General features: G+C 49.2%; 20 protein-coding genes and 1 pseudogene. 8 read left to right on the top strand and 13 right to left on the bottom strand.

All coding sequences use genetic code 11. The features are described from left to right. The 4 genes and pseudogenes from ACVBEF_RS15420 to ACVBEF_RS15405 all read right to left on the bottom strand — a co-directional run. Positions 1 to 450 (bottom strand): annotated as a pseudogene (locus ACVBEF_RS15420) (molybdopterin molybdenumtransferase MoeA); the annotation flags it as partial. A gap of 23 nt (positions 451 to 473) precedes the next feature. Then, on the bottom strand, positions 474 to 1934 hold the full coding sequence (gene thrC / locus ACVBEF_RS15415; protein ID WP_447124816.1) for a threonine synthase: 1461 nt from the start codon (positions 1932 to 1934) through the stop codon (positions 474 to 476). A gap of 222 nt (positions 1935 to 2156) precedes the next feature. Next, entirely contained in the window at positions 2157 to 2936 is a 780-nt protein-coding gene (gene tfpZ, locus ACVBEF_RS15410) for a TfpX/TfpZ family type IV pilin accessory protein (protein ID WP_447124815.1), read from the bottom strand. Between the two features lie 142 nt (positions 2937 to 3078). Beyond that, positions 3079 to 3525 (bottom strand): pilin, encoded by a 447-nt coding sequence (locus ACVBEF_RS15405; protein WP_447124821.1) that lies wholly within the window; start codon positions 3523 to 3525, stop codon positions 3079 to 3081. Positions 3526 to 3956: 431 nt separating this feature from the next. Here ACVBEF_RS15405 and gmk point away from each other — a divergent pair, with 431 nt between their 5' ends. The 3 genes from gmk to ACVBEF_RS15390 all read left to right on the top strand — a co-directional run bounded on the left by gmk (position 3957) and on the right by ACVBEF_RS15390 (position 7188). Then, on the top strand, positions 3957 to 4601 hold the full coding sequence (gene gmk, locus ACVBEF_RS15400) for a guanylate kinase (protein WP_447124820.1): 645 nt from the start codon (positions 3957 to 3959) through the stop codon (positions 4599 to 4601). An 82-nt stretch (positions 4602 to 4683) separates the two neighbouring features. Further along, positions 4684 to 4887 (top strand): DNA-directed RNA polymerase subunit omega, encoded by a 204-nt coding sequence (gene rpoZ, locus ACVBEF_RS15395; RefSeq protein WP_168052254.1) that lies wholly within the window; start codon positions 4684 to 4686, stop codon positions 4885 to 4887. 33 nt (positions 4888 to 4920) lie between these two features. Next, positions 4921 to 7188: a RelA/SpoT family protein gene (locus ACVBEF_RS15390; RefSeq protein ID WP_447124814.1), complete on the top strand. Its 2268-nt coding sequence runs from the start codon at positions 4921 to 4923 to the stop codon at positions 7186 to 7188. Positions 7189 to 7243: 55 nt separating this feature from the next. On the opposite strand, the gene ACVBEF_RS15385 is transcribed toward ACVBEF_RS15390, so the two are convergent. From ACVBEF_RS15385 to ACVBEF_RS15375, 3 genes are all read right to left on the bottom strand, one after another. Further along, positions 7244 to 7963, bottom strand: a complete 720-nt coding sequence (locus tag ACVBEF_RS15385) for a peptidoglycan DD-metalloendopeptidase family protein (RefSeq protein ID WP_447124813.1) — start codon at positions 7961 to 7963, stop codon at positions 7244 to 7246. A 255-nt stretch (positions 7964 to 8218) separates the two neighbouring features. Then, positions 8219 to 8818, bottom strand: coding sequence for a hypothetical protein (locus ACVBEF_RS15380; protein WP_447124812.1), 600 nt, complete (start codon positions 8816 to 8818; stop codon positions 8219 to 8221). Continuing rightward, positions 8808 to 9053, bottom strand: coding sequence for a hypothetical protein (locus tag ACVBEF_RS15375; RefSeq protein ID WP_447124811.1), 246 nt, complete (start codon positions 9051 to 9053; stop codon positions 8808 to 8810). The genes ACVBEF_RS15380 and ACVBEF_RS15375 overlap by 11 nt, the downstream gene beginning before the upstream one ends. 288 nt (positions 9054 to 9341) lie before the next feature. On the opposite strand from ACVBEF_RS15375, the gene ACVBEF_RS15370 reads away from it, so the two are divergent. Then, the gene (locus tag ACVBEF_RS15370; RefSeq protein WP_447124810.1) at positions 9342 to 9656 is read left to right on the top strand and encodes a high-potential iron-sulfur protein; all 315 of its coding nucleotides are present in this window, start codon (positions 9342 to 9344) and stop codon (positions 9654 to 9656) included. A gap of 259 nt (positions 9657 to 9915) precedes the next feature. After that, positions 9916 to 10134, top strand: a complete 219-nt coding sequence (locus tag ACVBEF_RS15365) for a hypothetical protein (RefSeq protein ID WP_447124809.1) — start codon at positions 9916 to 9918, stop codon at positions 10132 to 10134. 243 nt (positions 10135 to 10377) lie between these two features. On the opposite strand, the gene ACVBEF_RS15360 is transcribed toward ACVBEF_RS15365, so the two are convergent. The 4 genes from ACVBEF_RS15360 to ACVBEF_RS15345 form a co-directional block, all read right to left on the bottom strand. Then, positions 10378 to 10947 (bottom strand): DUF4337 domain-containing protein, encoded by a 570-nt coding sequence (locus tag ACVBEF_RS15360; RefSeq protein WP_447124808.1) that lies wholly within the window; start codon positions 10945 to 10947, stop codon positions 10378 to 10380. A 156-nt stretch (positions 10948 to 11103) separates the two neighbouring features. After that, on the bottom strand, positions 11104 to 11958 hold the full coding sequence (locus ACVBEF_RS15355) for an ABC transporter permease (protein ID WP_447124807.1): 855 nt from the start codon (positions 11956 to 11958) through the stop codon (positions 11104 to 11106). A gap of 96 nt (positions 11959 to 12054) precedes the next feature. Further along, the gene (locus ACVBEF_RS15350) at positions 12055 to 12813 is read right to left on the bottom strand and encodes an ABC transporter ATP-binding protein (protein ID WP_447124819.1); all 759 of its coding nucleotides are present in this window, start codon (positions 12811 to 12813) and stop codon (positions 12055 to 12057) included. A 247-nt stretch (positions 12814 to 13060) separates the two neighbouring features. After that, on the bottom strand, positions 13061 to 14041 hold the full coding sequence (locus ACVBEF_RS15345) for an ABC transporter substrate-binding protein (RefSeq protein ID WP_447124818.1): 981 nt from the start codon (positions 14039 to 14041) through the stop codon (positions 13061 to 13063). Positions 14042 to 14274: 233 nt separating this feature from the next. Here ACVBEF_RS15345 and ACVBEF_RS15340 point away from each other — a divergent pair, with 233 nt between their 5' ends. The 3 genes from ACVBEF_RS15340 to ACVBEF_RS15330 all read left to right on the top strand — a co-directional run bounded on the left by ACVBEF_RS15340 (position 14275) and on the right by ACVBEF_RS15330 (position 17825). Further along, positions 14275 to 14943: a response regulator gene (locus ACVBEF_RS15340; RefSeq protein ID WP_447124806.1), complete on the top strand. Its 669-nt coding sequence runs from the start codon at positions 14275 to 14277 to the stop codon at positions 14941 to 14943. After that, positions 14944 to 16404, top strand: coding sequence for a sensor histidine kinase (locus tag ACVBEF_RS15335; RefSeq protein WP_447124805.1), 1461 nt, complete (start codon positions 14944 to 14946; stop codon positions 16402 to 16404). A 281-nt stretch (positions 16405 to 16685) separates the two neighbouring features. Next, positions 16686 to 17825 carry a porin gene (locus ACVBEF_RS15330; protein WP_447124804.1) on the top strand — a complete coding sequence of 380 codons (1140 nt, stop codon included), beginning with the start codon at positions 16686 to 16688 and terminating at the stop codon, positions 17823 to 17825. A gap of 369 nt (positions 17826 to 18194) precedes the next feature. Here ACVBEF_RS15330 and ACVBEF_RS15325 read toward each other — a convergent pair whose 3' ends face one another. Then, entirely contained in the window at positions 18195 to 18944 is a 750-nt protein-coding gene (locus ACVBEF_RS15325; protein WP_447124817.1) for an SDR family NAD(P)-dependent oxidoreductase, read from the bottom strand. Between the two features lie 330 nt (positions 18945 to 19274). After that, positions 19275 to 20898 (bottom strand): hypothetical protein (locus ACVBEF_RS15320; RefSeq protein WP_447124803.1); only part of this gene is annotated, 1624 nt, incomplete at its 5' end.

Here is a 20898-nt window from a genome sequence, read left to right as displayed (position 1 = left end):
CAAACGCGTACCGACCGACAAAATGACTTTACCAACGGCGATGTCCTCCCCCGCACGGCGTATCCATTCGCCTGACGCGGGCGTATGGCGAACCACAACCGCATCCCCGTGTGCTTCGCACACTTCCTGCATCACCACCGCATCAGCTCCAGCCGGAATCATCGCGCCAGTAAATATCCGTGCGACGGTGCCGGGTTGTAACGGCTGACCGACGTGACCGGCAGGAATGCGCTGAGAGACTGGCAATCTGGCCGCGCCGCTCACGCAATCCACCGCCCGGACGGCATAACCGTCCATCTGCGTATTGTCCGCAGGCGGCACATTGCATTGCGACGTCTGAGAGTTGGCCAGAATCCGACCATTTGCGACCAGGGTTGAGATTGTTTCGACATCGGTTACTGGCCGTGCAGCCGCCAATAACACGTCGAGAGCCGCGGTGACAGTGAGCATGTAGGGTTTTTGCACGCTATTCATTACAGGCCAGTATGCGTCGCAATGTACGCCTTGATCTTCGCCACATCGGCGGCCATGACATCGAATCGTTGCGGCAATGCTTCAATGTTTTCAAAGCCCACCGGGCGCTCGGCATCGCGGCCCAATGCTTCGAGTATGGTTTCGTTAAATTTAGCCGGCAATGCTGTTTCCAGCACGATCATGGTGACATCGGGCGTCAGGTATTGGCGTGCGACTTTGACGCCGTCGGCTGTGTGGGTATCGATGGTGATGCCGTAACGTTGTTCAACATCGCATATCGTCTCGATACGGTCCTGATGGGTAGATCTGCCGGACTGGAAACCGTATTCGGCGATCTTATGAAATTCATCGCCATCGCTGCCGGGTGCGCCGGACAAATCGAAGCCGCCTTCGGCTTCAACCTTATGGAATAACCTACCCAAACGGGCAGAATCACGCCCGATCAAGTCAAATACAAAGCGCTCAAAATTGGAGGCTTTGCTGATGTCCATGCTTGGGCTGCTGGTGTGATACGTTTCAGCCGATTTGCGCACGCGGTAGACGCCGGTACGGAAAAACTCATCGAGAACGTCATTCTCATTGGTGGCGGCGACTAATTTATCGATCGGCAGCCCCATCATGCGGGCGATATGCCCGGCGCAGATATTGCCAAAGTTACCCGATGGCACAGTAAACGATACTTGTTGATCGTTGCTAGTCGTCGCACTGAGATAGCCGCGGAAGTAATACACAACTTGCGCCACCACGCGCGCCCAATTGATCGAGTTCACCGTGCCGATTTTTTGCGCCGCTTTGAAGGCGTGATCATTGGAGACCGCCTTGACCATATCCTGACAATCATCAAACACCCCTTCGACGGCAACATTAAAAATGTTCGGGTCTTGCAGACTAAACATTTGCGCACTCTGAAATGCGCTCATCTTTTTATGCGGCGACAACATAAAAACCCGAATCCCCTTCTTGCCGCGCATCGCATACTCCGCCGCACTGCCGGTGTCGCCCGAGGTGGCACCGAAAATATTGAGTGCAGCATCGTCCTTGGCTAAGGTGTATTCAAACAAGTTACCCAATAACTGCATCGCCATATCTTTAAACGCCAGCGTCGGCCCGTTCGACAGCGCTTGCAACACCAGCTTGCCGCCGCCCGTCTCTTCCAATACACGTAACGGCGTAATCTGGTCAGGACTCTCGCCTGCCCGACCGTTGCGATAGACCTCGCCGGTATAGGTTTTATGGGTCAACGCCTTCAAGTCCGCATCAGGGATATCGGTCGCAAATTTGCGCAATACTTCAAACGCCAGATCAGCGTAAGACAGCGTGCGCCAATGATTGAGCTCAGCAGCACTGACTTGCGGATAGGTTTCTGGCAGATATAACCCACCATCCGGGGCCAGACCGCCTAGCAAAATAGAGGAAAAAGATTGAGCCGTAGCGTGGCCGCGCGTGGAGACGTATTGCATAAATTGGATGTATTTGTATAAATCTGTGAGTGCGGAGGGGATATCAATACTGCCTGGTCAGGCACGCCATTGCGCGTAGACCGTCGAGCTGCATTATAGCGTCCGATTGTGCCAGACGGCTGACGCAGGTTGGAAGCTGAAGCGGGTCTGACTGGGAAAGCACGACTATTTCCCAATAGAAAATTTTTTATAGTTCTCGCATCCCTGATGTTGCGATTGATCTTAATGAAAATCGTGCGACAAAAGAGGAGGAGTAATCAGCAAAATTTTCACGATACTGGCATCGCTACGCCGAACAATGACGGTCAGGATGTTTTCGCGCGTGGTCAACGGAAGAAAGGCAAGTTCATCCAACCGCAAACCGCTGCTACTGGCGACGTCGTTGAGGAGTTGCGTTGTTTCAGCTACTTTTCCGGGCGACTTGTGACGGAGCAGAGCAGCAATAGGCCGCATGTTAGTTTTGACATCCTTGACCAGGGTTTCGTAGGGAACGTGGTATTGCAGCATGCGAGGTAAATCAACACGTTCTTTTACCGCCTCCGCAATGTAATTTTTACGCTCTTCTCTGGTCATCGGAATTTGTGCACCGACAAGCTTTGGCCCGGTGGTAGATAATCCGGGAAAATGCTCTTTCTTCAATTCTATTTCAGGAATTTGATAGGCAGAAACCAACGTAAATAATCCGTTAGCATCAAATACAAGATAAACGGGACGTCCGGCAAATACCGTCGCGACTCCGTATAACAATGCAGAAAGTTGCAAAATGACAATAAAAGCCAATTCGAATTTCAACCATTTCTTTGCGGGATTAAAAATAATCAGTGTGAGTAGCGGTCCCAGACAGACATCGACAGTCGCCAGAACAATTAACAATTGCCCGACCCCGGTTGCCTCGAAGTAAGGCGTTGGATAACAGACCAGCAGGACGAAAGCCATGACGCTTGAAACAAGAAAAATGCTGATCAGTAAGTGTATTAAGCCAGCACGAATTTTCTTTTTCATGAGTTAACGTGTTCAAAAATGAGGAAACAACGCCTGGTGACAGCGGTGTATATATTAAAAATACTGAATATTGCATGCAAAAAAATAGAGTACCCGAAGGCACCCTAGTTTTTAATCGGTAACAACAATCTGTAAAAAAGTATTAACAATCGCCTTGACCGACCTTCATACCGCGATTTGCATCACAAATTGTACCGGTCATCACCCAGTTGATAGCCGTAGCAGCAACCGTTGGCGTATCAACAAAACCCATCGCAACATTCGCCGAGGTTGTTGCCTTGCTAGTTCCGGTCATGACACCAGTGGTCGGGATCGCGAGAGAAACAATATTAGTTGACAATGTAATTGCAGGCACGCCATTGGCGCCAGCGGCACAACCCGCTATAGCTCCAGTGCCAAGGCCTAATCCATTAGCACAGTCAGCAATGGCTGTTTTATAGACAGCTAATTCGCCAATCGTGCCCGCAGCATTGGCGCGATTTGTGTAGTTTGCATATTGCGGGATCGCTACTGCAGCCAAAATACCGATAATCGCAACAACGATCATCAATTCAATGAGCGTGAAACCTTTTTGTGCTTTGCTCGACATACGACGGAAAATTTGATTCATACAAAACTCCTTATGGATTCGGTTTAAACTACTTTCGGTGTAAAGCAGAAAACATGCCAACGCATTGCCGCCAGTCAATGAAACAAAATACTGAGTCTTCGGGTAAAAGAGTCGACAAAATTGGGCTATTTTGCCGCCTGACATGACCAAAATCGTCACTTTTTTGTGTTTTCTCTAAAAAATCCTAATTTGTTCATCACAGTGACACCAGATAAGCCATTATCCCCTCTGCAACCATGTCTCTGCGCTGATACAATCGTGGGCTAGCTGCGAGTCACCGCTCAGTCGTCATTAATAACAATACGTACAGTGCGCACAGTGACTCGCCTCCTTTGTTTGCGAATATTCCAACCGCCATGACGCCGCCACTATTACCTATCCCCCCCAACGAACTCCTTAGCGTCGCTGCCATGCCCGACGAGCATCCAATGTCCGGCAGCTTATTCATGGTGGTCGCACCGTCGGGAGCTGGGAAATCGACCTTGGTGAACGCGTTGCTGGCCCAGGATCAGGAGATTAAACTCTCCATTTCGTTTACAACACGCCCACCTCGCACTAAAGAAAAAAACGGTCGTGAATATCACTTTACGTCGGTTGAGGATTTCCGTGCACGACACAAGCAAGGCGAGTTTCTTGAGTGGGCAGAAGTTCATGGCAACTATTACGGCACTTCGCGCTTGTCGATTATCGAACAGATGCAAGAGGGTACTGACGTATTACTAGAAATCGACTGGCAAGGTGCGCAGCAGGTCAAGAAACAATTCCCGCATGCAGTGGGTATTTTTATACTTCCACCATCCATCGCGGCACTGGAAGACCGACTAAAGAAACGCGGACAGGATGAGCCCCAGGTCATTACACGCCGAATTCTGGCTGCTGGCGGGGAAATCGCGCATGCCCCGGAGTCTGAATATGTTATTATCAACCGAGAATTTTCTGATGCTTTGTCGGAACTGACAGCAATTGTCAAAGCGACACGTTGTCGTTTTTCGCAACAAGCATCACGTAACGCATCCTTATTTGCACAACTTGGCATTCATGCCAATTTAAGCTAAGACCCGGTTAATCTTGCTGCCAACACCGATAAAATTGGTGCGACTGGCAAGATTAGCAATGACCCTGTTTTTCGGAGAACGTATGGCTCGCATCACTATTGAAGATTGCATCAAACACATCCCTAACCGCTTTCAACTGACTCTTTCGGCAACCTATCGCGCGCGCCAGCTACTGCAAGGTCATACCCCTAAAGTAGACGCGAAAGACAAACCAACGGTGATTGCCCTGCGTGAAATTGCTGCTGGAAAAGTTGGTATTGAAATGCTAAAAAAAGTACCCGGTTAATCTCCAACGTGCTGCGGCTGTTGTCTATATTGTATGAACCTGATACCACCAGATTCGACCTTGCCATCAGCCGCTCCTAAACGAGCTGCTTCGCCCCGCCCTGCCAAAACTAGTAAACCTGCACCATTTATCGATCAGCCTGCATCCCACCACGGCGTTGCATCGATCACCCACCTAACTACCAAACTTGCCCAATACCTGAGTCCCTCTGAACTGAAGAAGGTCAAGGAAGCATATCGTTTTTCAGATGAAATGCATCTGGGACAGATGCGTAAATCAGGCGAGCCGTATATTTCCCATCCCATTGCAGTGGCCGAAATTTGCGCCGACTGGAAGCTTGACGCGCAAGCGATTATGGCTGCCCTCCTGCACGATGTGATGGAGGATCAGGATGTCAAAAAAGAAGAGCTGATCGAGCGCTTTGGTGCGCCGGTGGCAAGTCTGGTGGATGGTCTTTCCAAACTCGACAAAATCGAATTTCAAAGTCAAATCGAAGCGCAAGCAGAAAATTTCCGCAAAATGTTGCTGGCAATGGCGCGCGATGTGCGCGTGATCCTGGTCAAGTTAGCCGACCGACTGCACAACATGCGCACGTTGGGGGTGATGGCTCCAGAGAAAAAGCGGCGCATCGCCCGTGAAACGATGGAAGTCTATGTGCCGATTGCGCATCGCCTTGGTTTAAACAATATTTATCGCGAGTTACAAGAACTGTCGTTCTCGCATTTGCATCCGCTACGCCACCGCACTCTACAAAAAGCTGTCAAAGCAGCACGCGGCAATCGCCGCGAAGTTGTCAGTAAGATTCTGGAATCGGTGAATTCGACTCTGATCGCGACCGGCATCCCGACGCAAATTGATGGCCGTGAAAAAACCTTGTATGGCATTTATCGCAAGATGCGTAACAAGCATCTATCGTTTTCACAAGTCCTGGACGTCTACGGTTTCCGGATCGTCGTTGATACGTTTGCCAACTGTTATGTCGCGCTGGGAACATTGCACGCGCTGTATAAACCGATGCCTGGCAAGTTCAAGGACTACATCGCGATTCCTAAACTCAACGGTTATCAGTCGCTACACACTACGCTCATCGGCCCCTACGGTACGCCAGTCGAATTTCAGATCAGAACCCAGGATATGCACCGTGTGGCAGAGTCAGGCGTAGCAGCCCATTGGCTGTACAAGGACGAGGACGGTGATTTAAGCGAACTACAACAACGCACGCACGCGTGGCTACAATCGTTGCTCGATATCCAGAAACAAACTGGCGACTCGGCCGAATTTCTGGAGCATGTCAAAGTCGACTTGTTCCCCGATTCGGTCTATGTGTTTACACCGAAATCAAAAATCATTGCCCTGCCACGTGGCGCGACCGCCCTCGATTTTGCCTATACCATCCACACCGACGTCGGCGATCAAACTGTTGCCGCCAAGATCAACCACGAACCGGCACCGTTGCGCTCAGAGCTACACAATGGCGATATCGTCGAGATCATCACGTCCAGTAGTTCGCGTCCGAGCCCTAACTGGCTGAGCTTCGTTCGTACCGGTAAAGCCCGTTCGTCGATTCGTCACCATCTGCGCACGATCAATTTGAATGAATCAGTTGACCTTGGCAAACGCTTGTTATCGCAAGCTTTGACGACGCTTAACCTGAATCCTGAATTGGCCCCTGTGATGGTAGAACGCCTGCTCAACGAGTCAAGCGCACATTCGCTGGAAGAAATTTACGCCGATATCGGCGTCGGCAAGCGCATGGCTGCATTGGTCGCGCGTCACATCATGGGCCTGTTGGAGCAGCCACTTCCATTGCCGCTGCTGGATACGGAAGGGGTAGCGCTGCCGGTCAAAGCCGATCCGGTCATCATCAACGGCAGCGAAGGTGTTTCGATCCAACTATCCCCTTGCTGCCAACCTATCCCGGGCGATGTGCTGATCGGTCAGCTCAAGCGGGACCAAGGTCTGATCGTGCATACCGACGATTGCAATATTGCAAAACGCCAACGCAGCAAAGACCCGGAGCGCTGGATCGACGTACGCTGGGCAACGGACTTAAACCGCCGCTTTGATTGCCGTATCAAGGTCTTAGTACACAACGACAAAGGGATTCTGGCCAGAGTAGCGGCCGACATCGGTGAATCCGATGCCAATATTATCTACGTCAATATGGATGACGACAAAGATCTGATGATGACCCAATTAATCTTTACGATTCAGGTCAAAGACCGCGTACATCTTGCACGTCTTCTACGCAATGTACGTAGAATTCAGGGAGTCACCCGCATCTTGCGTGATCGCAGCTAGGTAAGCGTTCAAGAGGTACAAGAGGCATTGCCCCTTGCACAGAGTGCAACACAGCTTAACGCCCCGGAAATACCCCTGAAGGATCAATTGGTTTGCCATCTCGGCGAATTTCGAAATACAGCTTAACAGTACTGCTATCGGATTTGCCCATTTCAGCAATTTTCTGGCCTCTGCTGACCATCTGGCCCTCTTTGACGAGTATGGCCTGATTATGTGCATACACCGACAATAGACTGCTCGTGTGTTTCACAATCAGCAAATTCCCATAACCACGTATCCCTGACCCGGCATACATTACCTTGCCACCAGACGCAGCCACTACCGGCTGTCCACTCTTGCCGGCGATCTCGATACCTTTTTTCTTGGAAGAAAAACTGGCGGTTTTCACGCCCTCTGTCGGCCACACCCAATCAATACTGCGTTCAATACCCTTCGAAGATGGATTTGCCGCAGGCGGAGCCGGGGGTGAAACCTTGCGTGCCCCTGTAACCGGACTTGCACCCGCAAGATTGCCAACAGCAGCAGGAGGAGCCACCCGCAACACTTGCCCGACGTCGATACCATTTACATCGCCTAACTTATTCCATCTGGCGATGCTCCGATGATTTTGCTTAAACTTGCGACCGATACTGTATAGGGTGTCGCCCCTTTGTACCGTGTAATAGCCAGGTCCACTCGGCGTCGATGTCCCGCCACCATCAGGCGTGCTACAGGCAGCCATCGTTGCAATCAGAACTCCCAATACTGCTAAACGTACTAAGCGAATTTTTACCATTCTTATTTCATTTTCGGATTCGGATTCGGAATATCGGAATCCGATACGAAGAATGACATTCCCCAACATTCCCTTGATGACATTAGACGCGCTCCAACGCGACGACCCGAATACAGCTTGAAGGAGCAATCTATCTTCCGCGCAGGCAAATGCAAAGTAGCACTTTATCTACACAATGCGTTTCCATTGGTACGAGCCAACAGAAAACTGACGGAATTGGACACCAGCACAACACGGTAATTCACCCCGACAAGATTATTTTTCGTTCAACGTCGTATCCCGCTGCGTCACGCGATCAGTTGCTGTACATTTTCGCGTGAGAGGAGGCTTCACTCCAACGTTAGAATCAAGTGCATACGCTTGCTCACCCTCACGACAATAATCTTTGTCCGAAAAGGCAACCGTCGCTATGGGGGTAGCCGCAATGTCACTGTTTCTGGGAATCGACTTTATTAAGATATTCAAGCAAAGCCCGCTAATCCCCATCACTACAATCGTACTCATTTGCCAAATCCACTTGCGCCGCTCGCTCGCGCGGTCTGACTCTATTGCGCCCTCTGCATGGGCTGACTGACTTACAAAAACATCGTTATTGGACATAGTGAGCAATGGCCTATTGTCGCCTACGCTCTCTGCGATACTGCCTTGCCAGTGCGTAACGTCAGATGCTGCATCCCCTTGAAATTTTGTCATATCCATATTTTTATCTCCCCTGCATTCATTAGTAAGCAATAAACTTACCTCTATAGCAAATATCATTCCCGCCACGTTCAGATGCGCGACATCAAATGGTATTTTTAGTTGAATAACCCCATATAAATGTGCAATGAGAATTGCGCCAGAATCATCCCTCAAGCGCCGTAATCACACCATCAAGAAAGCCGTTTAAGCTTGGATTGTCGGTACTGCTACGTAACTCCAAAGCCAGTTCGTTCAAATCAGCCAATGCAGTAAACAACTGGGCCTTGCGCTCAGGTTTGAGTGAAAGCCCAACTTCATAGCCAATATCACGGCAAATAACCACGAACTCTGGATGAAGACTATCCGTCGGCAAGTCTGGAATTGGCATCGGTTTGTTAATGTCAGTCATGCAAGCTCCATCAATAAAGCGGGGAGTTTATCAAACTGATGCACGCATACACCACTTTGCTGATGATTTATTCTGAACAAACCCTGCATTGACACTATGAAGTGTTTATCAATAGTAATTAGTTATATGCGCTACCATCAAAAATATGCAAACAACATCATAAAGGCCACAAACAAGATGCCAAAAAGTAATAAAGATATGCAAAAAAAATACACGATCAATAGGCCCGTGCTACGATCCTCGTCCACGGTAGAGGTACCGTAATAATGACTAAAACAAGGAACCCAGATGAGTAATCGCAGAATATTTTTGAAAAATTTATCCCACCTGGCAGTCGCATCAGCAATGGGCGCGACAATAACTGCGCGTGCACAAGCGGCAAAAGTTGACGAGAAAGATCCGCAAGCAATTGCGCTGGGTTACAACCATGACTCATCGAAGGTCGATAAAGCTAAATACCCTAACCATCTTGCAGTGCAGCAATGCAATAACTGCATGCTCTATCAAGGTAAAGCTGGTGACGCCACAGGCGCATGCCCACTTTTTGCAGGAAAAGTAGTTTCTGCAAACGGCTGGTGTAGCGCATATTCAAAAAAAGCATAGTCGGGATATTTACCGGCCATTATGTTTGATCAGAAACCAAGCCCAGCCATGCTGGGCTTTTTCTTGCCCTGCCGAAAGATTGCATTTGATATTCGCTACCGGCATAACGCTGTGTCCAAATAGATATATCTGACCAGATCGGTATACGTCAAAGAACTGCAAAATAATGAAGAGTGCAGAGAAAAAAGAAGCCGAGAAATTTATTCAAATCTGCTATTGTTGTCGAGGATATTCAATCCGCAACCAACAGGAGACTCCTATGGATTTGCTCTACAAATTTGACGCCAAAGGCGTATCAGGCGAAGGCTACCACGTAGACGTGTACCAAAGCCCGATCGTCGTATCGTCAGCTAACGGTGAAGTCAGCGAACTGCCAGGCCCAAAAACGTATCAATTATCAGATGGACGGGCACTCCATCCATTATCAGAAGAAGCATTTCAAATTGTCCATACCGGCGAAAAAATCATCCGAGTTTAATCATGCGTCAGCATTAGTAAAAAACCGATGCTATTAAAAAAGCCCGCAGGCTTGAGCCGCGGGCTTTTTGTTTAACAAATGACAGCAAAAATTGGTGCCGATGATCGAGGCTATCGGCCAACCTGTGATGCCCAAAGCACTCAATAAAAAACCGTAGCCCAATGTGAGTACGGTATCCAACAGAGTGTGCGCTAATCGACAAACCGGAGAATACCGGCACCATATGACCGCATCATGACGTCATCAAAAAAAAGCACTCACCGAACAAACAATCCCGACTCCCGCCGACACCAACGAACCCCAGATTAACCAACGCCGTCTGGTTAATACCGTGATGGCTGCCAACGCAACCGCAATCTGAATAAACGTCATCGCTAGCGCAAAGCGCTCATGCGGTCGCAGCTTAGCCTCAGACTCTTCACCCAGCTTGCGCGATTCGGCCTGAAGCTTCTCGGCTTCGGCTTTTATATCGGCCTTTTGCCGCTCTTGCTTATCCCTATCAGCAAGATAGCGGGCTTTCATTTCAGGATTTTCAGTCAACGAAGCCACGGCCTCATCTAAATGACTTTTGGTCGACTTTGACTGATAAAAAGCCCATTGATCGCTGGCCTCGGCCTGCTTCAAGATGCTTTCATTTTTTAAAAACATGGCTTCATTTTGCGCCGTGCCGCTTTGATAACTCACCAGCGCCCCGATCGTCGCCAAAATCGCCGTCATGAGCGCCACCCGCTGGGCTAAGCCATCCCGCTCTTTTTCAACAGCTTCTTCCATTGCATGTTCATGCGGACTGGGTACTTCGTATTCTTCTTCCATTATCTTCTCTGATGAGGTTGGCAATTAACCGGCTCTAATGGTATCTCGAGATCGTTGGTTTTTATTCATCATTAATGGAATTAATCAGGGAATACAACAACCAAAAAAAACGGCGCATCGGAATGCACCGTCAGTCTTAAAACACTACAAAATCCATCAAAATGCCGCCGGACGCCATTTCAGCAAGCGTTTCTCGATTCTCAGCAACAAATAATCTGCTGCCAAAGCAACCACCGCCAGAACGATCATCGCAGCAAACACGCCACTGGCATTAAACGCCCCTTGCGCCGTCGAAATAAGCAAGCCGATGCCCTGCTTTGAGCCAAGAAACTCGCCCACTACCGCACCCACCAACGCAAATCCAAAACTGACATGCAAGCTCGCCAGTATCCAACTCAACGCCGATGGAATCACTACCGACATGGTTACCTGACGTGGTGACGCGCCCAAAATTTGCGCATTCGCGATCATATACCGATCCGCTTCACGCACACCCTGAAAGGCGTTCGCAAACACGACAAAGAACACCATCACGACAGCCAGCGCGACTTTCGAGGCCATACCAAGCCCTAATGAAATCACAAAAATTGACCCCAACACGACCCGAGGGATGGAGTTAGCAATCTGAATGTAAATACTAAACACATCCGATAAGAGCTTGTTGCGACCCAGCAAAATACCGCAGACAACACCAGCGACAGCACCAATCAAAAATCCGAGTACAGTTTCTTCCAGCGTGACTAACACCTGCACCCATAACGGTCCTTGCGATGTCCCTTCCATAATCCAGTCATAAATCTGCATCACGATGAGCGACGGCTGTGAGAAAAAAAACGGATCAATCCAATTCAATCGCGATCCCAGTTCCCAACCGCCGAGACCAACTACCAAAATCGCCACCCGTAAAAATATCACCAGCCAATAGCGCATCTTGATTTTTCGTTGCGCCGCCTCTTCGACCGTCGCCAGGCTAGCGGCGTTAAGCAGGTCGAGGGAGTGTGTTTGATTCATTTCATGTACCTTTAATTATTTTCAGCTATAACGATCAATGACCATCAACAGCATGATGTAAGTGTTGAGCAGGGATAGCCAAGGCTAAAAGTCGGCTTAGTTAATCTGCACTTCTTCACGTAAATCAGCCCAAATCTTGCGTGAAATATCGATGAAACGTTGCTCGTAGCGCACCTCGGACATGATCCTTGGACGCGGCAAATCGATCTCATAGACGCTCTTCAAAGTAGCCGGACGTGCAGTCAAGACGTAGACCTTATCGGCCAACGCAATCGCCTCCTCAAGATCATGGGTCACGAACACGACGGAGCCGGACTGCGCGCTCCATAACTGCAACAATTCATCCTGCATCAAGGTGCGCGTTTGCATATCGAGCGCACTGAATGGCTCGTCCATCAACAAAATTTCCGGGCTATTGATAAACGTTTGCGCAAGCGCGACACGTTTGCGCATACCGCCAGAAAGTTGATGCGGATAATGATTACTGAACTTGTTCAGGCCGACCCGGCGTATCCATTCCTCTGCTAACGCGTAGGACGCATCTTTCGGTTTACCACGGAACAAGGGACCCGCAGCGACATTGTCGAGCACGCTACGCCATGGAAATACGGCGTCGCTCTGGAACACAAAACCGATGCGCGGATCAATACCCGTCACTGGCTCACCCATGATCCGAACCTCACCCACCGTCGGTTTGAGCAACCCGGTAATGAGGCTAAGAGTGGTCGACTTGCCGCAACCTGTAGGGCCGACGATGGCGCAGAACTCACCACGCGCAACACTCATCGTGAAATCGCGCAACGCAACAGTCGCCTTGCCATCGGGTGAAATAAAACGACAGGAGACGTTACGCATCTCAATGGCCGGGGTATCCGGGGTGTTTGGCGTCGTCGCAGATGCGCCGCCAGGGTTAACAATGGGGGTGCTTGTAGTTGAAGATAGTCTCATTCGGGATCTCTGATTAAGTAGAGCAGGTTCTGAGTGAACGTCTGAGAGCAGCCAATAACGTCATCAAAACCTCCTTAACATGTCATTCATGCAAAGCACGTAATCGAACAATTGCAGGCGACATCGTTCATTTCAGTCGCCAGCATCGTCGGACTTACTTGTCTTGAGGGATGAATTCGTTGGTATAGGTTTTGGATAAATCGATGTGCTTACCCTTAACGTTCGGATTAAATCCGGCCAGCACTTGCAATACAGTCTCAGGTCCGCCGACTGGCATCATGCCGTCGGGTGAGAACATCGGAAGGGAGTTTTGCAAAGCCTGCACATACAGGGCATTGTCCTTGCCTTGGTAATCTTTTGGCATCTTACTGGCGATTTCCGCAGCACTATGCGTCTTGATGTATTTCAGTGTCTTACTGAAAGCACGCGCCAGTTTGACGGCCTCTGCCTTGTGGGTATTGAGCCACGGACGCTGGACATACAGGCTCGACGCCGGATACAAGCCACCGAGCGCCTTGACCGTACCATCGACAGTGCGCATGTCCACCAGAACCGATGCCTCGCCTGTTTTCAGCAACTGTGAAATGGTCGGCTCAGTTGTCATACCCGCATCAATGCGTCCCTGTTTGATCGCTGCAATGAACGTATTGTCAGCACCGACAGGAAGCAGCGAATATTGACTGGAGGTGATGCCGTGCTTAGCCGCCAGATACTGCGTCAGAAAGTTAGTTGATGACCCTAATCCAGTCACGCCCAGGGTTTTACCCTTGACATCGGCCATGCTCTTGATGGTGGCTGCGGACTTAGTCGACACCATTTCAACTTCACCCGGGACCTGACCGAACACTACAATCGCAGTTACTTCCTTGCCCTTGCTTTGCAGATCGATTGAGTGATCATAAAACCCGACCACGGCCTGCACGGCGCCTGCTAACAATTCGTTTTCAGCATCAACCCCGGCCGGTTGCGATTGCAGCTCAACGTCCAATCCTTCTTCCTTGAAATAACCCAACTGCTCAGCGAGCTTCGCTGGTAAATAGATCATCTTTGTGATACCGCCGACCATGATGGTGATTTTTTCGGCAGCGTTGACCTGCATCGGTACAACGAGGGCGGCCACCAGCAGCGCTGGCATTACCGAGGAACGGATCGTTGAATTCATGACGTTACCAACAAACTTACGCATTATTATGTCTCCATTATTTTGGGATTATGATCAACGGAAATAATATACCTACCGTGACATTCCTTTATTTATTTACTGATTAAGTAAGATATATTTTAGGTGGGCTTAACTTTCATCGAGCTTACTAATAATGCGTTTTTAATTTTGCAGCGCAACATAATAATGAAACAAGACACCGCCCCATGAAGCTACTTTTGATCGAAGACAACCCGCCCCTTGCGCTATGGCTGACCAAAATACTCAAAGAAGAAAAGTTCACCGTTGATGTCGCCATCGATGGTGCAGCAGCCGACCATGTGCTGCAAAGTGAATGCTACGACGCTGTTTTACTCGATTTGATGCTGCCGAAGATGAACGGCAAACATGTCTTGCGCCGACTGCGTGAGCGCCACAATAACGTGCCGGTGATCATTTTGACGGCCAGTGGTTCTATCGATGAAAAAGTCGATTGTCTCGGCAGCGGCGCCGATGATTACCTGGTCAAGCCGTTTAAAGTCAGAGAACTTGTGGCACGTATCAAGGCGCTGATCCGGCGGCAGAGCCCGGACAAGTCAACCGAAATACATTGCGCTGACCTGATCTACAACAGCAACACGCGCCAGTTTGCGATAGCCGACAAAATCCTCAGCCTGCCCGGGCGCGAACATGACGTCCTGGAAATACTCATGCTCAAGCAAGGTAAAACGGTCTCTAAAAATGCATTAATGCATGGTATTTATGGCCTTGATGACGAACCCAGTCCGGACGCGATTGAAATCTATGTGCATCGCTTGCGCAAAAAAATCGAACATTCTCAAGCCGCCATCATGACCTTACGTGGACTAGGCTATTTACTCAAAAAAAGAGATTAAATGATAGTGAGTCTGCGTCTGCGCTTGCTGTTATGGCTACTCATTCCGCTGACGCTGTATGTCGGCGTCAGCGCGGCATTCTCCTACCGCAGCGCGCAAGAAACCGCTGATCTGATTCAGGATCGGGCCTTACTCACCTCGGCGCAGGTGATCGCCAGCGATATCGGCTGGCTCGATGGTGTGCCGCAAGTCAGCGTGGACCCGGCTGCGCTCGAACTGTTTAGCTCCCCCCAGCAAGATCAGGTCTACTATCAGGTCATCACCAACGAAGGCCAATTGATGATGGGCCGACCGGATTTTCCCGGGGCGGTAAATTTTGCTCAGACGGCACCAACATTTTCTACCCACCAGTACGATCATCACACTCTGCGCGTTGTCACTCAGGTACGCACGCTGTACGACACCGGACACCGCCTGCATATCGCCATACAGGTTGGTCAGACGATGCGCGGTCATGACATGATGGTAGCCGATCTATGGAGGCCATCGCTGCACCGTCAGATCGCCATGCTCATGCTCGCCATCGCACTGGTGGTGGTCGGCCTGACGATAGAACTGCGTCCGATCATGCGCCTCAAAGACGATCTGACGATGCGCGATCCGATGTCGCTAACACCGATCAAGGCGAACCAGCTACAACGTGAATTGCGCCCGATTGCGGACGCCTTGAACCAGTATATTCAGCGCCTCAATACGCAAGTCGCAGCGCAAAAAAGGTTTATTGCGGATGCCGCGCATCAACTGCGCACACCGCTCACATTAATCGATTCGCAAATCCAGTTCGCACGCAAATTAACCGACACAATACGCCGCAACGAAGTGCTCGAGGCGATGCAGGAAAGCAGCCGCAATATGGCAGATCTCACCAATAAATTACTGCTGCTGTCCCAGGCCGAGGCTGCCAACAGCAACGCTGTGCTACGGCATCCGGTTGATTTGATCACGGTTATCTCAACGGTGCTGGAAGACATTGTTAATCTGGCCCAACGCAAAAATATTGATCTTGGCATGGAGTGCCAGACACCCCACGCATGGGCAATCGGTAATACAGCGCTGTTCACCGCCATGATCATGAATCTGGTTGATAACGCCATCCGCTATACACCGCCAAATGGAAAAGTCACTGTCAGCGTAAGCATGACGAGTACTAGCAACGCGCATCTCAATACTGTAATCAAGCCGCCATTAATCGACATCATGGTCATCGATAACGGCCCCGGTATTCCTGCCGAAATACGGCATCGCGTATTTGAACGTTTTTATCGGAATGCCGCACCGGGGCAGCATGGAACAGGGCTGGGGCTGGCAATCGTTAAAGAAATCGTCGCGGCAGCACATGGGTCTGTGACGCTAATGACAGGACCACAAAATATCGGGGTAACTGCTCTAGTGCAGCTACCCGCTTGCGCTGCAACTAGCCTTGATCAAACGTCTGTCCAATTAATAGTAAGAGAAAATTAGGTGGGCCAAGAGTCTGTCTGGCTCTTGGTATTTCAGTGCTGCCACCTCCCTTCAAATTGCCCCCTTCAGTCAAATCGGCATAACGCTCGGCGTTCAAATAATCAGTCAACACGTTCTCAGTATCGCAAAATAATTTATTTAGCAGTGTTGCGTACTTACACCACAACTATACAAAACTTGCGATAACGAAAGCTAGAAGAAAGCTTGACGCTTTTATACTCGGCGTCGCTGATCAAACATGGTCGGCACAATAAATATAAAACTTTCGTCAGGAGACAATTTTGAAAAAAACAGTGATCGCGCTAGCTTGTCTGGCCGCAATAGGATCTACCGGCACTGCGTTTGCGCAGTCCAATGTAACGATCTATGGTTTGATAGACGCCACTATCAGCACTACCAATAATGCCGACAGCAAGGGCGACCGCCTGACCCAAATCCCGGTCGCATGGTTCAGCGGTAACCGCCTCGGATTCAGGGGTCAGGAAGATCTGGGCAGCGGACTAAAAGCCATGTTTAAACTAGAAGCAGAATTCGTAGTCGGTACCGGTGAAATGGATACACCGGGTGTACTGTTTAACCGCGATGCATGGGTTGGTATGCAAAGTGACGCATTCGGTCGCGTGACAGTTGGTCGCCAAAATACACTGGCACGCGATTTTGCGCAGGTCTATGGCGATGCATACGGCTCCGACAAGCTCGGTCTGGAAGAAGGCGGCTTCACTAACAACAACAACTTCAAGCAAATCATTTTTTATGCTGGCAGCGCTAGTGGCACTCGCTACAACAACGGCCTGGTATGGAAGAAGGTGTTTGACAACGGCATCGTCGCAGGTCTGGGTTATCAATTTGGCGAAGTTGCCGGGTCATTCTCAAATAACACTACCAAGTCTGCTGCGCTCGGCTATAACGGCAGCAACTTTTTGATTTCCAGTTTCTATAACGAAGCCGACGTCGGTAATTCTCTCAACAGCACTACCGAACAACACAAGTCCTATTCGCTGGGAGGAAGTTACTTTTTAAATAGTCTGGTGCGGTTGAACACTGGTTACTTCCATTACACGGCAGAACAAGGTGCGCTGGGTAAGCGCAAAGATGACGCCTACACCATATCGGCCAAATTCACACCGCAAGGCATGATGGATTATGAGGTCGGCTATCAGGTAATGAAGGCGAATAACGCGGCTTACAATGTGGGTGGTACCGGCACCCTGAACGCGTACTCCAACGCAAGTTTCTCTACTACCGCAGGCAGTGGGAACAAGTCCACGCTATTCGGCTCAGTTTTCTATCATTTGTCCAAACGCACTGAACTCTATGTGGCTGCCGACTATATGAAATTGAGTAATGGCTATCGTGTCGCCTCAGCCAATGGCTTTAAAAACCAGACTGAACTGGCGATCGGTATGCGCACCCGCTTCTGATCTTCCTGCAGATTGATTGCACTGCATTTGTTGATATCTGTTGATATCTGTTGACCACCATCTCCCGGATGGTTTTTAGTTCGATGCAGCAATGTTGCTGCATCGATTTTCTTGTTTCCGGGTCTTCTATATCGATGCCCTGAATTACTCAGAATGTCGTCAAAAAAACAATTCGCATGGAATGAAATGTATAGCCTGATGTGGCTTGATGAGTACAATCGTACATGGATAGTTTTGTGTAAGCTCCAAATAAAAATGCCCTGTTTCTTTTCAGAACAGAGCATTTTTTAAATGCTATCAAAGCTTATCATCACGCTTATCGTAATTTATTGACTCTATTATTGACGCTAATGTTTCTATCAAAATACCTTAGCTGGTACGCTTAACCGCCAAGCCTGCAAACCCCTGACAAGTCGGCATCATTTCGATACGATTGATATTGATATGGGCTGGCAAGGTGGCGATCCAATATGCAGTGTCGGCGATATCTTCTGCGGTCAGTGGTTGCGTGCCTTCATAAACCTTGGCAGCAGCATCGTCATTACCGCGATAACGCACATTTGAAAATTCTGTGCCGCCGCATAAGCCAGGTGCAAGATCCGTTGCCCGCACACCAGTGCCCACCAGATCAGCACGCAAATTGAGCGTGAATTGTTTAACGAAAGCTTTAGTCGCGCCGTACACGTTGCCGCCCGGGTAAGGATGTTCACCGGCGACAGAACCAAGATTAATCACCGTGCCACGTCCACGCGCAACCATGCCCGGCAACACCAGACGGGTAATAGTGACGAGACCCTGGCAATTGGTGGCGATCATGGTTTCCCAATCTTCGAGCAAGGCTTGCTGCGCAGACTCAGTGCCTAAGGCTAACCCGGCATTGTTGACCAACACGTCTATTTCTTGCCATTCAGCAGGTAATGCATCCAGTGCAGATTGGGCCGTCTTTTTGTCTGTCACATCCATCACCACAGGTAACACCGCACTACCCAACTCGGCCACCAAACTATCGAGGCGCTCTTTACGACGCCCGGTTGCAATCACCTTATGCCCATTTTTTACAAATTTACGCGTCATTTCCGCGCCAAAGCCTGCTGTTGCGCCTGTAATCAAGATAATCATCTTGGAAAATCCTTCTGGAATAATTGCGTATTGATACATCAAAGTGGGGGATAAAAGTATAGCTCAAAGGTGGATCGGGCTTACTTGATTTTTTATCTATGGAAGTGAGCACTTTGAAGAAAATTTTCTTGATGACCGATCGTCTTCGATGCGATATGGATGTGACAGCACGGTAACCGATCCCACTCTTTCAATCCTGCCATTTCGTGCAATAGGAGAAAAATTGCAGAATTGCCCTAAATGCATTGAGCAATAGATCGAAAAACAATCTATCGCTCAGTACCAAGAAAAAATTACAGGAGACGCTAGTTTAAGAAATTACCATTTTAACTACTGTAAATTAATGGATGAAAAAATTCTATCGCCATTGCTCGCTACTCTCATCTCTGGACGCGGAGGAGTTGGAGGAGCTGGTCCCCGTCTAGGCCTTTCCAAGACAGACCTCGAAGAAGGAGCGCGATGTTCAGTTGGTGTACCGCCGCCATAAGACCACATCGCACCCGTTTTGGTCTGAACATGTATGAAAGTACGGACAGTTGAATTAGATGTTTTATCCGCGATCTTCTGAATCATAGCTGCCCGAAGTTTCTCTTTATCGCTAAGAGCCAGAGTCTTTTCTATATTTTTAAACTTGTTAAACAGCGCTATTCGTTCTTTGAAATCATCGTCAAGCTTAGGCGGGGAAACATACTTTTCCTGATCACCTACTTTTCTCAAAGGCTTTTGCAAATGAAGTTGAAGATCCGACAAATGATCACCATCAAGACGATTTTTCAAGTCAACTTTGTTGCGGTCAGACTTTTTAGCCTGGGTCGGGTTATCAGTCGGATTGACCTTGCTCCGGCCTTCTATCAATGATTCCGCTTGCCGCTTTAAGCCTGAGACGCTTGACGCCATATCAGCGACCTTTTCCTTCACTATTTTTTCAGATACCGGCCTCGATTCTGGTTGATCCTCTGTGACACCCGGCTCCTGCTCACTCACCAAAGAAGAACGTCGACTATTACCCCTTGAAGACGCCGGTGATGGCACTTTGTTGGTATCGTCGTCATCAAGCTTGTCCCCTTCTTTGCCAGTAGTGCCGGGGACAGAATTAATTTTTGAGGTGAATCTGTTAACGGGAAAATCGTTTGTCCCTGGACCATCAGTCCAATCTTTATTTTTATTGCTCTCTTTAAACTTGTTGGCTAGCGCAATCCAATCAGGAGCTCCATCAGCAGGGCCGGCAGGACCTTGATTGCCTATGCCATTTTTCCTGTTGGAATTATTCGGCGGAAAATTCTTATTTTGATTACCTCGGAGCAATTTCTTCGGTGACGTTTCCGACGAGGGAACAACGGTCTTTGTCACCAAACCTGTCTTACTCGCCGGTATAACTATTTTATTAAGTGACAATCCTGAATCTGCGTCAGCACCCGCAGGGGAAGTTTCTTTGTCGTGTCCCTCATTTTTTAATTTATTAGGACCCTTTTGATGCTCAACAATACTCTTCGATAGATCACCAAGCTCACGCATGACTATACCAGCGGCGGCATTCAAGCTGTTTTTGTCGTCCCCGTCCGCCTTCATCGGCAACGCATCTAGAATCAACTTGCCGCTCGAGCTTATTTGACTAATCGAATTTATTTCATATACTAAAGATGAGTCAGCCAGCTTTGGATGCACCAAACCCGGGCCGGTCGTTGTATCTGTTGTTGTAGGTGGCAACGTTTCCTGATCTTTCGTTCCTGGTGCACTAGGTGGCAACGTTTCCTGATCTTTCGTTCCTGGTGCATCAGGTGTCAACGTTTCCTGATCTTTCGTTCCTGGTGCACTAGGTGGCAACGTTTCCTGATCTTTCGTTCCTGGTGCATCAGGTGTCAACGTTTCCTGATCTTTCGTTCCTGGTGCACTAGGTGGCAACGTTTCCTGATCTTTCGTTCCTGGTGCACTAGGTGGCAACGTTTCCTGATCT

The organism is Glaciimonas sp. GG7, from assembly GCF_052976905.1.
The sequence above is the reverse complement of the archived record's forward strand: the minus strand, read 5'-3'. Positions and strand labels throughout refer to the sequence as shown.

What these genes read in the sequence shown, in the direction of transcription:
- thrC (WP_447124816.1), bottom strand. Translation starts at nt 1,934, where the DNA reads ATGCAATACGTCTCCACGCGCGGCCACGCTACGGCTCAATCTTTTTCC.
- tfpZ (WP_447124815.1), bottom strand. Translation starts at nt 2,936, where the DNA reads ATGAAAAAGAAAATTCGTGCTGGCTTAATACACTTACTGATCAGCATT.
- ACVBEF_RS15405 (WP_447124821.1), bottom strand. Translation starts at nt 3,525, where the DNA reads ATGTCGAGCAAAGCACAAAAAGGTTTCACGCTCATTGAATTGATGATC.
- gmk (WP_447124820.1), top strand. Translation starts at nt 3,957, where the DNA reads ATGCCCGACGAGCATCCAATGTCCGGCAGCTTATTCATGGTGGTCGCA.
- rpoZ (WP_168052254.1), top strand. Translation starts at nt 4,684, where the DNA reads ATGGCTCGCATCACTATTGAAGATTGCATCAAACACATCCCTAACCGC.
- ACVBEF_RS15390 (WP_447124814.1), top strand. Translation starts at nt 4,921, where the DNA reads ATGAACCTGATACCACCAGATTCGACCTTGCCATCAGCCGCTCCTAAA.
- ACVBEF_RS15385 (WP_447124813.1), bottom strand. Translation starts at nt 7,963, where the DNA reads ATGGTAAAAATTCGCTTAGTACGTTTAGCAGTATTGGGAGTTCTGATT.
- ACVBEF_RS15375 (WP_447124811.1), bottom strand. Translation starts at nt 9,053, where the DNA reads ATGACTGACATTAACAAACCGATGCCAATTCCAGACTTGCCGACGGAT.
- ACVBEF_RS15370 (WP_447124810.1), top strand. Translation starts at nt 9,342, where the DNA reads ATGAGTAATCGCAGAATATTTTTGAAAAATTTATCCCACCTGGCAGTC.
- ACVBEF_RS15365 (WP_447124809.1), top strand. Translation starts at nt 9,916, where the DNA reads ATGGATTTGCTCTACAAATTTGACGCCAAAGGCGTATCAGGCGAAGGC.
- ACVBEF_RS15360 (WP_447124808.1), bottom strand. Translation starts at nt 10,947, where the DNA reads ATGGAAGAAGAATACGAAGTACCCAGTCCGCATGAACATGCAATGGAA.
- ACVBEF_RS15355 (WP_447124807.1), bottom strand. Translation starts at nt 11,958, where the DNA reads ATGAATCAAACACACTCCCTCGACCTGCTTAACGCCGCTAGCCTGGCG.
- ACVBEF_RS15350 (WP_447124819.1), bottom strand. Translation starts at nt 12,813, where the DNA reads ATGCGTAACGTCTCCTGTCGTTTTATTTCACCCGATGGCAAGGCGACT.
- ACVBEF_RS15345 (WP_447124818.1), bottom strand. Translation starts at nt 14,041, where the DNA reads ATGCCAGCGCTGCTGGTGGCCGCCCTCGTTGTACCGATGCAGGTCAAC.
- ACVBEF_RS15340 (WP_447124806.1), top strand. Translation starts at nt 14,275, where the DNA reads ATGAAGCTACTTTTGATCGAAGACAACCCGCCCCTTGCGCTATGGCTG.
- ACVBEF_RS15335 (WP_447124805.1), top strand. Translation starts at nt 14,944, where the DNA reads ATGATAGTGAGTCTGCGTCTGCGCTTGCTGTTATGGCTACTCATTCCG.
- ACVBEF_RS15325 (WP_447124817.1), bottom strand. Translation starts at nt 18,944, where the DNA reads ATGATTATCTTGATTACAGGCGCAACAGCAGGCTTTGGCGCGGAAATG.